This window comes from Marinomonas algae (assembly GCF_047525555.1).
Classification (GTDB): Bacteria; Pseudomonadota; Gammaproteobacteria; order Pseudomonadales; family Marinomonadaceae; genus Marinomonas.
This window is the reverse complement of the sequence record NZ_JBLIXK010000001.1, coordinates 111,780-127,313: the sequence shown is the minus strand read 5'-3', so window position 1 is coordinate 127,313 and position 15,534 is coordinate 111,780. Positions and strand designations below refer to the sequence as shown.

Here is a 15,534-nt window from a genome sequence, read left to right as displayed (position 1 = left end):
AGTGAACAGCAAACATCAGGCATTTCGTAATTATCGAGAAGAAAAGAAATTAACTCAGCGACGAGTTATTGCTGCAGCGATTTTTGTTTTGTTTTTGGCGATTGTTTTGATGGCTCGTTTGTTTTATCTGCAAGTGATGAACTATGAGCTTTATCAAACCAAGGCAGATGAAAACCGAGTTATGCTGGTAACAGACCCACCACCTAGAGGGTTAATTTACGATCGTAATGGCGTTGTGTTAGCAGATAATCGTCCTATTCACAGTTTGACAGTTATTCCCGAACGCGTTGCTAATTTCCCTGAATTGAAACGAGAGCTTTCCGGTATTCTTGATATAAGTGATAGTGAGTGGGAAGACTTTGACAGCCGCCTTAAAGAATACCGCCGACCTTATCAATCCCTTACTTTAAAGTCTCAGCTAACAGATGAAGAATGGGCTAAGGTTTCTGTTGATTTATATAAGTTAGATGGTGTTCAGGTTGAAGCTCAACTAACTCGATACTATCCATATGGTGAGGCATTTGCTCATGCAATTGGCTATGTTGGGCGAATCACATCAAGGGACTTAGAAAGAGTGGATAGACTTGCTTATCAGGGCGCTTTATTTATAGGGAAGACAGGAATAGAGGGCTTTTATGAAAATACTTTGTTTGGAAAAACAGGGCTTAGTAAGGTAGAAGTAAACGCTCGTGGGCGAATTATGTCCGAGCTGGAAAAACAACCTCCAACACCTGGTAAAGATCTGCATTTATACTTGGATGCCCGATTACAACAATATGCTTACGATTTATTAGGTGATTATAAAGGCTCCGTAGTTGCTATCGATCCGGATACAGGGGGCATACTGGCGCTAGTGTCTAAACCCGGCTTCGATCCTAATTTATTTGTCCGTGGTATTTCTGTTCAAGATTATTCGTCTTTACGTAGTTCGAAAAAGCTTCCTCTTTTTAACCGAGCTTTACGTGGCGGTTACCCCCCTGCATCAACCATTAAGCCATTCATGGGGCTTGCTGGATTAGAATATGGGTTTTCATCTTGGACGGAACGTTACTTCGCAAAAGGCTATTACCAAATAAACCCTGATGGTCGACGGTATCGAGACTGGAAACGAACCGGTCATGGCTGGATAGATTTAGAACGTTCGATTATTGAGTCGGTTGATACTTATTATTATCAACTCTCAAACAAGATGGGAATAACGCCTATTCATAACTTCTTATCAAGGTTTGGCTTCGGTCAAAATAATTTGCTTGATTTACACGGTGGTAGTGTTGGTTTGTTGCCTTCCAATGAGTGGAAGAAAGCCAAATATAATGAACCTTGGTACCCTGGTGATTCAGTTAACGTAGGTATTGGGCAAGGGTTTATGGTGGCGACACCGGTACAAATTGCTGCAGCTACTTCTGCGTTAGCAGGCAGAGGGCATTATTATTATCCTCGTATGGCGCAAAGTGTCGGTGACGAGCCTGTAGAGTTTCCTGATGGGCGCGGCGGTGATCATCATATCGTTCTCAAAGATCAGCGTAATTGGGAGCGTATGGTCGTTGCAATGCGCAAAGTAATCACTGATTCAAAAGGAACGGCAAGACGTTTACAAGGAACGGATTATCTTATTGCAGGTAAGACGGGTACGGGGCAAGTATTTAGTTTGCAAGAAGACGAAGAGTACGACTCCGAAAAGTTAGACCAGCGTCTGCATGACCATGCATTGTTTATTGGCTTTGCACCTGCTGAAAAGCCTAAAATTTCAGTTTTTGCTATTTTTGAAAACGGTGGAAGCAGTTCTAAACCTGCTGATTTAAGCAAAAAACTATTTGATGCCTACCTTTATAATGATTACCCAGCCGAATACGACAACTTAAAAGGGAACAGTGATGACTGAGAGCTTTTATCGTAGAGCATTGTCTTTTACCAATGCTCGTTTATGGAAGTTGGTACACATTGATATTCTATTAATCGGCTCTCTATTGTTGTTGATCGGTGGCGGTTTATTTGTTCTGTACTCCGCTTCTGGTCAGAATGTTGCAATGGTTGATCGACAAATATTTCGCCTAATTGTTGGTATGTGTGTGTGTTTGTCTCTTGCTCAGCTGCCACCAAAGTACATGCGTCGAGCTTCTCCTGCTTTATTTCTCTTCTTGGTCATTTTGCTTGTTTGTGTCTTGCTGTTTGGTGTGGGCGCCAAAGGGGCTCAGCGTTGGTTGTCATTACCCGGAGGGCTGCGTTTCCAACCTTCCGAAATTATGAAAATAGTCATGCCTATGATGGTGGCTTGGTATTTTTCTAATCGACCATTGCCTCCGACGTTTAAAGAAATTGTTACCGTCCTCGGCATCATAATATTGCCTGTTTTAATGATAGCGAAGCAGCCTGATTTGGGAACTTCCTTGCTTGTTGCTGTCTCAGGTATTTTTGTTCTATTTTTGGCGGGTTTAGGTTGGCGCTATATTTTAAGTGCCGCAGCGCTTGCTCCTATCGCTGGTTATGTTTTGTGGCAAGTAATGCATGATTATCAACGTCAGCGAGTGTTAACTTTTTTAAACCCTGAAAGTGATCCTTTAGGGTCAGGTTGGAACATTATTCAATCTAAGACTGCGATTGGGTCTGGTGGTGTTTATGGCAAAGGCTGGTTAGAGGGAACTCAAGCTCAATTGGATTTTCTGCCTGAGAGCCATACTGATTTTATCATTGCTGTTCTCGCAGAAGAATTTGGAATGTTAGGTTGTGGCCTGCTTATTTTGGCGTATTTGCTGGTTATTGCCCGAGGTTTATACATTGCCGCTAATGCAGCAGATAACTATGCACGCTTATTGGCAGGTAGTTTGACGTTAACTTTCTTTGTGTACATGTTTGTAAATATTGGCATGGTGTCTGGGATTCTTCCTGTTGTGGGGGTTCCCTTGCCACTTATAAGTTATGGTGGTACTTCTATTATTACCATCATGGCAACATTTGGTATTTTGATGTCGATACAAACTCATAAAAGGGCAATATGATGATTAAACAGATAGCAGTCGTTTTTTGGATGCTCGGTCTAATCGCTTGTAGCAATGTAGATCATTCCAATTCAGGTGTAAGTGGCTCCTTATTAGAAAATGAACTGGAAGATCTATCAGGTTCCTATGCCGCTAACCCTGAAGTTCAGTCGTTTATAGATAAACTAGTGAAAGAGCATGACTATGATAGAGGTACTCTTGAATTGGCTTTTTCTCATATAAAAGTGCGACCTAACGTTATTGAGAAGTCTGATAACCAACCAGAAGTGCTGGTTCCATATTACGAATACAAGAAGCGCTTTGTTACAAAAGCAAGAGCGGAGTCTGGTCGTGAATTTGCAGAGCGTAATCAATATTGGTTACAAAAAGCAGAGCAGGAGTTTGGTGTGGAGCCAAACATCATAGTGGCACTTATTGGCGTCGAAACCTATTACGGCCGTATTACGGGCTCTAAAGATGTGTTCACATCGCTCACCACTTTGGCGTTTGATTACCCAAGACGTAAAGAATATTTTCAAAGCGAATTAGAGGCTTATTTATTACTTGCCCGTGAAGAAAAATGGAACATTGGTGCTACAAAAGGGTCTTACAGTGGGGCGATGGGAATGGTTCAATTCATGCCCAGCAATTACCGTACGCTTGCTCTAGACTATGATAAGAATGGCCATATTGATTTATGGAAATCTGAAGCAGATGCAATAGGCAGTGCTGCTAACTATTTAAAACACCATGGTTGGCAAAACAATCAACCTTGGTTTGTTACTGCTCAGGTGGCTGATCCTGTAAAAGTAGAGAAAGAGATTAATCGTGGCCGAAAAGCAGACACTGAAATGAATGTCTGGTCTTCCTATGATGTCTTGCCGACACAGTCTTTTTCGCCTGAAAAAACGGGGCTGGTAGCATTGCGCACAGGACCTGAAGAAGTTACCTATTGGTTAGCTTACGAGAATTTTTTTACCATTATGGATTATAACCCTAGCCGAAGATATGCAATGTCTGTATTAGAATTGGCGCAGAGTATAGGTAAATATGAGAGTTATTAAGGTACTGTTTTTTGTTGTTTTGTCCTCTTTATTGCTAAGTGGTTGCATGAGTACGCGCCATGTTTTAGGACAGGATGACATTGATTATGACAAAGCGTCCGGTGGCGGCCGCTATTCGATTTTGCAAGATCATGCGCCAACAGGAGATATCAAGGTTGATCACCTTCCTGATTTGGTTCCGAAGTGGGAGCCAAAAAGTCGAGGTGGCAATAAAAGCTCCTATGAAGTTTGGGGAAAAACCTACCGAGTAATGGATTCTGCAGAAGGGTATGTGGCAGAAGGAACAGCATCTTGGTATGGCAATAAATTTCATGGCCATAAAACCTCAAATGGGGAAATATATGACATGTATAGCTTTTCTGCCGCACATAAATCCTTACCTTTGCCAACGTATTTAAAAGTAACAAACTTGGAAAATCAGCGTTCTGTTATTGTGCGAGTCAATGACCGAGGTCCATTCCATGGTGATCGACTGATTGATCTTTCTTATGCTGCTGCAGCTCGTTTGGACTACCATAAGAAAGGTTTGGCCAGAGTTCGAATTGAAGCCATTACTCCAGCGCAAGGACAAACTTATAATCCAAATGCTACGGTAGTTAGTAGTACCGCTAATGTCGTTCAGACTCCGGTAGCTAAGGCTTCAGCGCCTTCTAGTATAAATGTTGCAACTTCCTCTGACTTAAACTTTACTCATTTACAATTAGGAGCTTTTAGCTCAGAAGAGTCAGCAGAGCGCTTGAAGCAAAAGCTATTTGAAGCCTTTGATACGAGTATTAAAATAACGGCAAATAAACAGGATGACGGCCTCTATAAAGTGTTGGTTGGGCCTTATGATGACGCCAATGAGTTATCAAATTGGCAGAAAAAATTGCAGCAGGAGGGATTTGGAAATCCAGTCAGAGTTATTTTACTACCTTAGTTATTTATTTGTTGGGCTAGAGATTCATAGAGTGCTCTAGTATTATTCATCCACATTTTTAAGAAGACGATATTTTTGAGCATGAAAACACTCCTAGTTTCTTTATTTTTCGCACTAAATATTTTTGTCGGCTCTGTATTTGCCGCTTCTCCGCTGATTCCTGCACCTCCACAATTATCTGCAAGCAGTTATATCTTAATGGATGCTTATACTGGAGATGTTCTGGTAGAACATAACTCCGATGAAGCTTTACCACCAGCTAGTCTGACAAAGCTTATGACGGCTTATATCATTGAGTATGAACTTGCCCGCGGAAATATGACTTTGGAAGATCAAATTAGAGTCAGTGAAAAGGCGTGGCGCATGGAAGGTTCCAGAATGTTTATTCGTGAAGGAACTTATGTATCACTAGAAGATTTAATGCGTGGGATTATCATTCAATCTGGTAATGATGCGAGTGTTGCTGCAGCAGAACATGTTGCTGGCAGCGAATCAGCGTTTGCTGATTTGATGAATCAGCATGCACAGCTTTTGGGAATGACGAACACAAACTTTGTGAACTCAACAGGTTTTCCTGCAGAAAATCATTACTCCACTGCTAGCGATCTTGCTAAGTTGTCTCGTGCAACTATTTTACAATTTCCAGAAAACTACAAAATGTATTCGGAGAAGTACTTTACTTACAACGATATACGTCAGCCAAACCGCAATAAATTATTATGGCGAGACAAAACGGTAGATGGGTTGAAAACAGGTCATACTAATGCCGCAGGTTACTGTTTGGCTGCTTCAGCTGTACGAAATGGCACGCGCTTGATTACAGTTGTAATGGGGACGAAATCCGATGAAGCTCGTGCTGCAGAAGCTCAAAAATTACTTGATTACGGTTTCCGTTATTACGAAACACGCAAACTTTATAGCCGTGGCCAAGTTTTGAATAACGCTCACGTATGGCGCGGTAGCCAATCAACTGTAAAAGTAGGTTTTGCTGAAGACGTGCTTGTGACCATTCCTCGTCAGCAAGATGCTTCTATTCCAGCGACATTAGAAATGCAGGAAGAGATTACTGCTCCTATCGCAGTTGGAGATATTTTAGGAACCATCGTTGTTGGTATTGAAGGAAATATTTTATTGGAGCGACCAGTTGTTGCTTTGGAAGCGGTTGAAGAGGGCGGTTTCTTTAAACGCCTATTCGATAGTATTAAGCTTTTCTTTATGAAGCTGTTTTAAGCTGAATAAATAGGTAAATTAATGGCATTAATTACAAAAGATGGTGATCAGGCTGAGAATGCAGTAGATGCACCTAAAATAGAATTTCCATGTGAAAACTATGTTATAAAAGTTGTTTCCCTTGAAGTGGAAGGCATTCATGAAACGCTTGCTGAATGCTTCAAGGTGCATGCACCAGAAATGGATGCTAATGCAGTGAAAGTAAACCGATCCAGTAAAGGGCGTTTTGTCAGCTACAGTTTCCGTATTTTGGCTCAAAATGAAGGGCAGTTATCTGCTCTTCACAGTGATTTAATGGCAATAGACGCTGTTAAAATGGTCATGTAAATGGGGCTTGATTTAATTTGTCGTGATTTGGGCGTCGTGGAGTATTCCGATACTTGGGATCGAATGAAAGACTTTACTCAGGCGCGCACCAAAGAAGACGCTGATGAAATTTGGCTTTTGGAACATCCGCCTTTATTTACACAAGGGCAAGCGGGTAAACAAGAGCATCTTCTTGCTCCTGGTGACATTCCGGTGATTCAGGTCGACCGTGGTGGTCAGGTCACGTATCATGGCCCAGGGCAGTTAGTGGCTTATGTGTTAATTGATCTAAAACGTTTAGGAATAGGCGTTCGTGATTTGGTTAATGTATTGGAAAACTCCGTTGTTCAAGTGTTGGCGAAAAACACAATAGAAGCCTACCCAAAACCAGATGCACCAGGTGTTTATGTTGATGGGCAAAAGATTGCATCACTCGGGTTGCGAGTGCGCAGAGGTTGCTCATTTCATGGACTTGCATTGAATGTAGATATGGATCTCACACCTTTTGATCGTATCAATCCATGTGGCTATCAAGGCCTGAAAATGGTTGATATGAAGCACCTAAATAGCAATGTAGTTTTATCAAATATCAAAGTTCAGTTGGCGAACCAACTAGCTGAGCTGCTCGGGTATAGTTATCCGACTATCCAACAAGGGTGGAAATAAAATGACAGCAGAACGCAAACGCGTTGTCCAAGGGGAGAAGTTACGTGGCGCTGATAAAATGGCACGTATCCCAATTAAAATTGTTCCAACAGAAGAAATTCCAAGAAAGCCAGATTGGTTGCGTGTTCGCATGCCTGCATCGCCTGAGATTGCCCGTATTAAGAGCACTTTGCGAGAACATAAATTGGCATCTGTCTGTGAAGAGGCAAATTGCCCGAACTTAGGCGAATGTTTTAGTAACGGTACAGCTACCTTCATGATTATGGGCGAAATTTGTACTCGTCGTTGCCCTTTCTGTGATGTGGCTCATGGTCGTCCAAACCCTTTGAAAGAAGACGAACCAAAAGAGCTAGCTGCTGCTATTCGTGATATGAAACTGAAGTATGTGGTTATCACTTCTGTAGACCGTGATGATCTACGTGATGGCGGTGCGCAGCATTTTGTTAACTGTATTAATGAAACGCGTGCAGCAAGTCCTAATATTGAGATTGAAACTTTGGTGCCAGACTTCCGTGGTCGTATGGAAGTGGCTGTTGATACCCTTTCTTTAGCACCACCAGATGTGTTTAATCATAACTTGGAATCTATTCCACGTTTGTATCGCCAAGTAAGGCCAGGTTCTGATTATCAGTGGTCATTGGATTTGCTTAAAAACTTTAAAGATCGTTGTCCAGATGTGCCAACTAAATCAGGCTTGATGGTTGGTATGGGCGAAACGTTCGAAGAGATTGTTGAAGTCTTAAAAGATTTGAGAGCACACAAGGTAGATATGTTGACGATCGGTCAGTATTTACAGCCTTCTAAGCATCACTTCCCTATGGCGAGATTTGTACCGCCAGAAGAATTTGCTCGTTACGAAGAAGTCGCAAAAGAATTAGGCTTTAAGCATGCCGCTTGTGGACCTTTGGTTCGCTCGTCTTACCATGCAGATAAACAAGCTCATGGTGAGCATGTTTCTTAATTGCTTATAAATTGAAGTAAAAAGCGGAGTTGAGATTTTTCTTAGCCCCGCTTTTTTTTACTCTTGAGAATAGACTAGTGCCAGTATATTGTGCGGCATAAGTATTTATTGGCTGTTGTAAAAACAGTCGTTTAGTTTTGGAGATGATATGAAGCCTTGGTCCATTAAAGATTCAATGGAACTATATAATGTGAGTCATTGGAGTAGTGGTTTTTTTTCCATTAATGACAAAGGCCGTGTTGTTGCCTTACCTGATAGAGAAAACAAGATAGATCTTACTGAGCTGTCTAGCGCACTTAAGGAGCAAGGGATTCCTTATCCATGCTTGGTTCGCTTTCCTAATATTTTGCATTCACGTATTGAGAAAATAACAAACTCCTTTCAGCAAGCGATAGCACATTATGACTATCAAGCAAAATACGCCATTGTTTACCCAATTAAGGTAAACCAACAGCGCCGTGTGGTAGAAGAAATAGCAGGCTGCCAACCTGACAACCTATCGACTGTTGGCCTAGAAGCGGGCAGTAAACCAGAGTTAATGGCTGTGCTCGCGATGCATAAAAATACCGACGGTATTATTGTGTGCAATGGATACAAAGACAGAGAGTTTATTCATCTTGCTTTGATGGCTGAAAAAATGGGGCATCAGGTTTTTCTCGTCGTTGAGAAGATGCATGAACTGGATTGGATTTTGGAGGAGGCCGAGAAAATCGGTGTCCAGCCTCGTATTGGTATACGTATTCGATTGGCTTCCACATGTACCACTCACTGGGGAAACAGTGGTGGTGAAAAGTCTAAATTTGGACTAACTACTTCCCAGTTATTACGTGCTGTTGATCGATTGCGCGAATTAGGTTTGTTGCATTGTTTGGAATTGATTCACTTTCATTTAGGCTCGCAAATTACACGCATTCGAGACATTCAAAACAGTTTGAAAGAATGTGCTCGTTATTACGCTGAACTGCATCAAATGGGTGTAGAAGTGAAATGGGTTGATGTTGGTGGTGGTTTGGGCGTCGATTACGAAGGTACGCGTTGTCAGAACGATTTTTCCGCGAACTACAGTATTGGTGAATATGCGAATAATGTGGTTTTTGCTTTCCACAATGTTTGTGAACAATACGACCTTCCTCACCCTCACTTGATTTCAGAATCAGGCCGAGCGGTGACGGCGCATCATGCCATGATGATTGCGGATGTGTTTTCTCATGGTGCAGAGCTTTTACCAATAGAAGAGCCTAGTGAAACGAGCGAACTTGAGTTGCAGCGTTTGTGGGCTTCTTACCAAAGTTTGAAAAGTGAAAGTGATGATGAAAGCCGTTCATTGGTGGAAATCTATCATGATTTATTGGACGATTTTAATGACAGCTTAACTTTGTATAATCATGGTCAGCTCAACCTTTCTCAAAGAGCTCAAGCTGAGAATTTATTTTTATCCGCTTGCCGTAATTTATTGCCTAAACTGGATAATCGTAATCGTGGTCATCGAGCGGTCATTGATGAGCTAAATGAGCGGTTGGCTGAAAAGTTGTTTGTTAATTTATCGGTTTTCCAATCTATGCCAGATGCATGGGGAATCAATCAGCTTTTCCCTGTTTTGCCATTACAAGGTTTGGAGCAAGCACCATCTTTTAGAGGTAAGATTCAAGATGTTACTTGTGATTCAGATGGTTGCTTATACAGCTATGTGGATGGTCAAGGTATCGAATCGTCTTTGCCTTTGCCTCCGCCGCCCGCAAAAGGGGAAGACTATTTAATGGGCTTTTTCTTGGTGGGGGCTTATCAAGAGACGTTAGGAGATTTGCATAACTTATTCGGCGATACTTGCTCTGTTGACGTCTATTTAACCGAAACGGGTTTCATGATTGATCATGTTTTAAAAGGTGATAGCGTCCAAGATGTTCTGAAATATGTTAGCTATGATGAGCAGGTGTTGCTAAATCGCTATCAGGAAAAAATTGCTTTGAGTCCATTAAGTGAAGATGAAAAAGTAGATTTATTTGCCCTATATAAGAAAGTTTTGAGTGGTACAACATACTTGGCGTAAGCTGATTTAATAACCATTTTGGAAGGATTGATTGATGAGAAATGTGAAAGTAGCCTGCGTTCAAATGTCAGTTGGTACTGATTTTCAGGCAAATTTAGATAATGCTGTTGCGCAAGTGAAAGAAGCAGCGGCGAATCAGGCCAATATTGTACTTTTACAAGAGCTTTTCATGGGGCCGTATTTTTGCATTGATCAAAAGCCAGAATACTTTGACTGGGCGCAACCTGTGAATGACTGTTTGGCGATTCAAACCATGAGCGCACTTGCGAAAGAGTTGGGTGTGGTTTTGCCTATTAGCTTCTTTGAGCGAGATGGAAATGTATTTTACAACTCTCTTGTGGTGATTGATGCTGACGGTGAAGTGCTTGATCTATATCGTAAGACTCACATTCCAGATGGCCCAGGTTATCAAGAAAAGTACTATTTCACGCCTGGCAATACGGGCATTAAAGTTTGGGATACAAAATTTGGACGTATCGGTTGTGGTATTTGTTGGGATCAGTGGTTTCCTGAGCTAGCACGAGAACTGGCTTTAAAAGGTGCAGAACTTATTTTTTACCCAACCGCGATTGGGTCTGAGCCACCTTACCCAGAATGGGATTCTAAGGATCATTGGCAGAGAACGATGCAAGGGCATGCAGCAGCAAACATGGTGCCTGTGATCGCGGCGAATCGAGTAGGGCGTGAAAACGGAGAGAATAGCTTTATACAGTTTTATGGTTCATCTTTTATGACAGATGAAATGGGCGCAATGAAATGCGTTGCTGATAGAGATGAGAGTACCATTCTGTATTCTGAATACGATTTAGACTTTATTCGTAAGGCGCGCCAGTCCTTCGGTTTGTTTCGAGATCGACGTCCTGATCAGTATAAAGCGATCACTTCTGGAGCAGGTTCTACTTGGGAGAAGTAAAGCCCTGTTTGCTTTAGCTCTAAAAGCAACGAGACAAAAAAATGCCCGTTCAAGAAACAAAACGGGCATAAAGCTTTCCATATCCTTATTGATTAGGGGGAGTCTCAATAAGGGCGATCTATTCGTACGGGATAAATCATTTAATTTCGTAGGGCCTGTACGAGAGTTTGGCGGACATATAAGGCGAATGTTGGGCTCTTATATGTTGGATCTTCTGGTTAAATGTGTTCGCCATGTTAGATCGGTCCGTAGAGGTTAATTAACTATAGTCTTAAATTTCGATAGGGGCCGATATAATTTATACCCTTAACATTTATTTAATATTCATATTTTTATAGAGTCTGAATGAGCGTATTTAGTTCCCCAAAAAAATTGCCCTATTTTGCAATCACTCTATCGAGTCGTTTAATTCTTGATGATCTTATTCATCGAATAATGATTGATAAGATGATTGCTTTAGCAGCAGAGCAACCTGGTTGCCTCGGTGGAGAAGTTGGCGGTGGAGAAATTGGCTTTGTAGTGACTTATTGGCAAACTAAAGAAAGTGCCGAAGCCTGGCTTCAGCACGATATGCACCGCAGAGTCTTGTCTTTGGGGGAAAGTTTTTGGTATGAAGAATATTCGTTGAAGTTGTCTGAAGTGTTAAGTGATATGCCTTTCAAAGCGACAGATCAAAATTTGTATAATACGCGTTTTCCAAGGATCGAGACCCCACATGGTGTGTTAAAAATTCTTGATGAGTCACAAGTTGCTCTTCTGCATCAATACATTATTGATGAAAAGGACTTTCATGAGCCATGGGAGCCTGCTCGGAGTGAAAGCTATTACTCGTTGGAAACCTGCTTGCTACGTGTGCGAGAAATGAGAAGAGATTTCTTGGAAGACAAAGGCGTTGCGCTTTGTTTGCTTTCACCCAATGAAGATAAAATGCTGGCTTATACAAATTACTCGAATATTGTTCGTGGCGTTTTTCAAGGCTGTAATTTAGGTTATAGCTTGCGGCAAGGTGAGCAAGGTAAGGGGGTTATGCATGAGACCCTGAAGGCTGGAATAGACTATTTGCAGAAAGAGTTAAATATTGAGCGTATACAAGCCAGCTATATGCCTAGAAATAATAGAAGTGCTGCCGTTTTAAAGAAAATGGGGTTTGAAAAAGAGGGTGTTGCACGAGATTATTTGAAGATTAATGACGTTTGGGAAGACCATATTTTGACGGCTTTAGTCTTGCGTTGAGTTTTTTGCCTTTTTGGTAAGGAGTAAAACGCGCCCTTTAGTGTGTGACGTGGTTACTAATAGAACAATGATGCTATCAGTGTTCGGGTTTGATATGGCTCTTGGTTCTTTTTTCAGTAAGACCTTTCCTAAGCTATCGCATGCTTGGTGCTCTTTTGTGTTATTTGCTATATAAGCCGTTCCACTAAGCGGCAGAATATATTGTGTTGCGATTTTTTGATAATAAAGTGTTTCATGGTAATGAGCAGGGTAAAGCTCAAGGGAAATACTGCCTGATTCTCCTTGCCATAATGGCCAAACCTTAATGTGATTTCGTCCTGATTCTGATTCCACCGTACCTGAAGACACTTTTTCTAATGGCTTAGCTTCTTTGTTTTTGGCTTTATTGAAGTGGATAAAACAAAGCTCAACTTTTGGTGTTAGTAGCGTTACTGTACTCAGATTGTGAGCGTCTAGCCAAATCCCCTGATGCTTTTTTACGCTCGTTTCTTGTTTGCCTTTCTGTAAAAAAACTTCGCCTTGAATGATGAAGCAAAATGTATCCACTTGGTTTTGATAGAAGCGAGTTGGAGTGCCATCTTGAAAAAGGTGTTCATGAGTAATACATAAGTCATCTTGTTGGTGAATAATGATTCGCTGACTCGATGATTTGTCTAGGCTGTAATGTATTGGGTAAAACATATTTTGATTAGTCATATTTGATAGTATGGCTCTTTTTCATCATCTAGCCTATTGAAGCATGAGAATAAGGGACTTTCCATGCTAATCTTGTGCAGAGTATTGCGGAGCATTGATGAGTTTCTTTATAGTTGAGCCCATCATCATAGTTTGTGGAATATTCATGTGTGATAATAGGCACATGTAAACGTTTGTAGAAGGAAAGGTTCCTTGAGTGAGTTGTCAAATTTCGAGTCAAATGAAACCCTTTCATTAAAAGACTATACAGAAAAAGCGTACTTGAATTATTCCATGTACGTTATTTTAGACCGAGCCTTACCTCATATCGGTGACGGCTTAAAACCAGTGCAGAGACGTATTGTCTACGCGATGAGCGAGCTGGGGTTAAAATCCAGTGCCAAGTATAAAAAGTCGGCTCGTACAGTCGGTGATGTACTGGGTAAGTTTCACCCGCATGGCGACAGTGCTTGTTATGAAGCCATGGTTTTAATGGCGCAGCCTTTTTCATACCGCTATCCATTAGTGGATGGTCAAGGTAACTGGGGCGCACCAGATGACCCTAAATCCTTCGCTGCTATGCGTTACACCGAATCCCGCCTTTCTAAATATGCAGATGTACTGCTTAAAGAAGTAAGCCAAGGGACAGTGGATTGGGTGCCAAACTTTGATGGCACTCTACAAGAGCCTTCTGTATTGCCTTCTCGACTTCCTAATTTATTGCTTAACGGCACGACAGGTATTGCTGTTGGTATGGCGACAGATATTCCGCCACATAACTTACGTGAGGTTGGTGGCGCTTGTATTCACCTTTTGAATAATCCTAATGCGGATTTAGACGAGTTATTGAACTATGTTCAAGGGCCGGATTTCCCAACTGGTGGTGAAATTATTACTCCTAAAGCGGATATCGTGAAGCTTTATGAGACAGGCAAAGGTCAGATCAAAGCGCGTGCTCGTTTCACCTTGGAAGAGGGTGAAATTGTTGTTAATGAACTGCCACATCAGGTTTCGGGTAGCAAAATCCTAGAGCAAATTGCCGCGCAAATGCAGGCGAAAAAGCTTCCTATGGTCGTGGATCTACGAGATGAATCAGACCATGAAAACCCAACACGTTTAGTTATTGTACCTAAATCCAATCGTGTTGATGTTGACTCGGTGATGACTCATTTATTTGCGACAACTGATTTGGAGAAATCCTACCGCGTCAATATGAATGTCATTGGTTTGGATGGTCTACCTCAGGTTAAACCGCTAAAGAACTTCTTGTCAGAGTGGCTGCGTTTCCGTATTGATGTGGTTCGTCGTCGACTTCAGTTCCGTTTGGATAAAGTATTAAATCGTTTGCATATTTTGGAGGGCTTGTTAATTGCCTATCTGAATATCGATGAAGTGATTGAAATCATCCGAACAGAAGAAAAGCCGAAAGTTGAGTTGATGAACCGGTTCGGGTTAAGTGACCTTCAAGCTGAATCCATTCTTGAGTTGAAACTTCGTCATCTTGCCAAACTTGAAGAGATGAGAATCAAAGGCGAGCAAGATGAATTGGAAAAAGAGCGTAAGCAATTAGAGGGCTTATTATCTTCTGATCGTAAATTGAAAAAGCTTATTTCTGATGAAATCCAAGAAGCCATTGATGCGTTTGGTGATGAGCGTCGAACGCCTATTGTGGCGAGAAAAGAAGCCCAAGCCTTCAGCGAAGAAGATCTTCTATCGAATGACCCAATTACCGTTGTAATTTCAAAACAAGGTTGGATACGTGCTGCGAAAGGTCATGATATTGATGTGCAGGGCTTAAGTTACAAGTCTGGTGATGAGTTCTTAATCAGTACGAAAGGTCGCTCAAATCAGACGCTAGTCTTGCTTGCTTCCAACGGTCGAACCTACTCGATTAAGGCGCATACTTTACCTTCTGCCAGAGGTCAAGGTGAGCCGATTACAGGACGGATTTCATTAGAGAAAGACGCGACGATTGTGTCAGCTGTTCTGGATCATGAAGATGCGCACTACTTGATTGCAAGTGATGCTGGTTATGGCTTTGTCGCTCAATTAAAAGATCTTTTTGCTAAAAACAAAGCCGGCAAAGCAACGTTAAGTTTGCCAAATTCTGCGCAAGTTATGACGCCAGTACTTGTTCAAGACCCTGAGCAAGGTCGAGTGGTTGCGGTAACAAACGAAGGTCGTATGCTGGCTTTTGATATCGCGTCTTTACCGAAGATGGCAAAAGGTAAAGGGAATAAAATGATTAGTATTCCTACTGCCCGTGCTGCTGACAGAGAAGAACTCATGGTTGCTATGGCGTGTATTCAGCCTAATGACCTTTTGACGGCTTATGCTGGCAAACGCTTTATGTCCTTCGTTCAAAAAGACTTAGAAGAATATATTGGAGAACGTGGACGAAGAGGTTTGAAACTTCCTAGAGGTTTCCAGCGTATAGATAGCCTTGAGGTGAAGGCCGGAGAAGGTAAATTAGCTAAGTCTGATGATGCTCCAGCGCAAGATTTATTTTAAATAATGGCTAAATCATCGTTGTGGTCATAAACTT

At 41.7% G+C, this 15,534-nt stretch carries 13 protein-coding genes; 12 read left to right on the top strand and 1 reads right to left on the bottom strand.

The genetic code is table 11. From position 1 onward, the window contains the following. The first annotated feature begins 1 nt into the window (after window position 1). The 11 genes from mrdA to ACMUMQ_RS00505 all read left to right on the top strand — a co-directional run bounded on the left by mrdA (window position 2) and on the right by ACMUMQ_RS00505 (window position 12,314). Window positions 2-1,882 (top strand): penicillin-binding protein 2, encoded by a 1,881-nt coding sequence (gene mrdA, locus ACMUMQ_RS00555; protein ID WP_414680108.1) that lies wholly within the window; start codon window positions 2-4, stop codon window positions 1,880-1,882. Beyond that, window positions 1,875-2,996 carry a rod shape-determining protein RodA gene (gene rodA / locus ACMUMQ_RS00550; protein ID WP_414680107.1) on the top strand — a complete coding sequence of 374 codons (1,122 nt, stop codon included), beginning with the start codon at window positions 1,875-1,877 and terminating at the stop codon, window positions 2,994-2,996. The genes mrdA and rodA overlap by 8 nt, the downstream gene beginning before the upstream one ends. After that, window positions 2,993-4,039: a lytic murein transglycosylase B gene (gene mltB / locus ACMUMQ_RS00545; RefSeq protein WP_414680106.1), complete on the top strand. Its 1,047-nt coding sequence runs from the start codon at window positions 2,993-2,995 to the stop codon at window positions 4,037-4,039. The genes rodA and mltB overlap by 4 nt, the downstream gene beginning before the upstream one ends. Continuing rightward, window positions 4,026-4,958, top strand: coding sequence for a septal ring lytic transglycosylase RlpA family protein (locus ACMUMQ_RS00540; protein WP_414680105.1), 933 nt, complete (start codon window positions 4,026-4,028; stop codon window positions 4,956-4,958). Before mltB ends, ACMUMQ_RS00540 begins: the two co-directional genes overlap by 14 nt. An 81-nt stretch (window positions 4,959-5,039) precedes the next feature. Continuing rightward, a complete protein-coding gene (locus ACMUMQ_RS00535) occupies window positions 5,040-6,188 on the top strand; it encodes a D-alanyl-D-alanine carboxypeptidase family protein (protein ID WP_414680104.1) in 1,149 nt (382 codons plus the stop codon). A gap of 21 nt (window positions 6,189-6,209) precedes the next feature. After that, window positions 6,210-6,515, top strand: a complete 306-nt coding sequence (locus tag ACMUMQ_RS00530; RefSeq protein ID WP_317003414.1) for a YbeD family protein — start codon at window positions 6,210-6,212, stop codon at window positions 6,513-6,515. Next, window positions 6,516-7,160 carry a lipoyl(octanoyl) transferase LipB gene (lipB, locus tag ACMUMQ_RS00525; protein ID WP_414680103.1) on the top strand — a complete coding sequence of 215 codons (645 nt, stop codon included), beginning with the start codon at window positions 6,516-6,518 and terminating at the stop codon, window positions 7,158-7,160. Window position 7,161: 1 nt separating this feature from the next. Next, on the top strand, window positions 7,162-8,121 hold the full coding sequence (lipA, locus tag ACMUMQ_RS00520) for a lipoyl synthase (protein WP_414680102.1): 960 nt from the start codon (window positions 7,162-7,164) through the stop codon (window positions 8,119-8,121). A 148-nt stretch (window positions 8,122-8,269) separates the two neighbouring features. Then, the gene (gene speA / locus ACMUMQ_RS00515; RefSeq protein WP_317003417.1) at window positions 8,270-10,168 is read left to right on the top strand and encodes a biosynthetic arginine decarboxylase; all 1,899 of its coding nucleotides are present in this window, start codon (window positions 8,270-8,272) and stop codon (window positions 10,166-10,168) included. A 34-nt stretch (window positions 10,169-10,202) separates the two neighbouring features. Further along, on the top strand, window positions 10,203-11,081 hold the full coding sequence (gene aguB, locus ACMUMQ_RS00510; RefSeq protein WP_527195806.1) for an N-carbamoylputrescine amidase: 879 nt from the start codon (window positions 10,203-10,205) through the stop codon (window positions 11,079-11,081). A 345-nt stretch (window positions 11,082-11,426) separates the two neighbouring features. After that, window positions 11,427-12,314, top strand: coding sequence for a GNAT family N-acetyltransferase (locus ACMUMQ_RS00505; RefSeq protein ID WP_414680100.1), 888 nt, complete (start codon window positions 11,427-11,429; stop codon window positions 12,312-12,314). Here the strand turns inward: ACMUMQ_RS00505 and ACMUMQ_RS00500 are convergent. Beyond that, the gene (locus ACMUMQ_RS00500; protein ID WP_414680099.1) at window positions 12,300-13,010 is read right to left on the bottom strand and encodes a hypothetical protein; all 711 of its coding nucleotides are present in this window, start codon (window positions 13,008-13,010) and stop codon (window positions 12,300-12,302) included. The two genes, ACMUMQ_RS00505 and ACMUMQ_RS00500, sit on opposite strands and share 15 nt — an antisense overlap. A gap of 192 nt (window positions 13,011-13,202) precedes the next feature. On the opposite strand from ACMUMQ_RS00500, the gene parC reads away from it, so the two are divergent. Beyond that, window positions 13,203-15,500: a DNA topoisomerase IV subunit A gene (gene parC, locus ACMUMQ_RS00495; RefSeq protein WP_414680098.1), complete on the top strand. Its 2,298-nt coding sequence runs from the start codon at window positions 13,203-13,205 to the stop codon at window positions 15,498-15,500. Window positions 15,501-15,534: the final 34 nt, after the last annotated feature.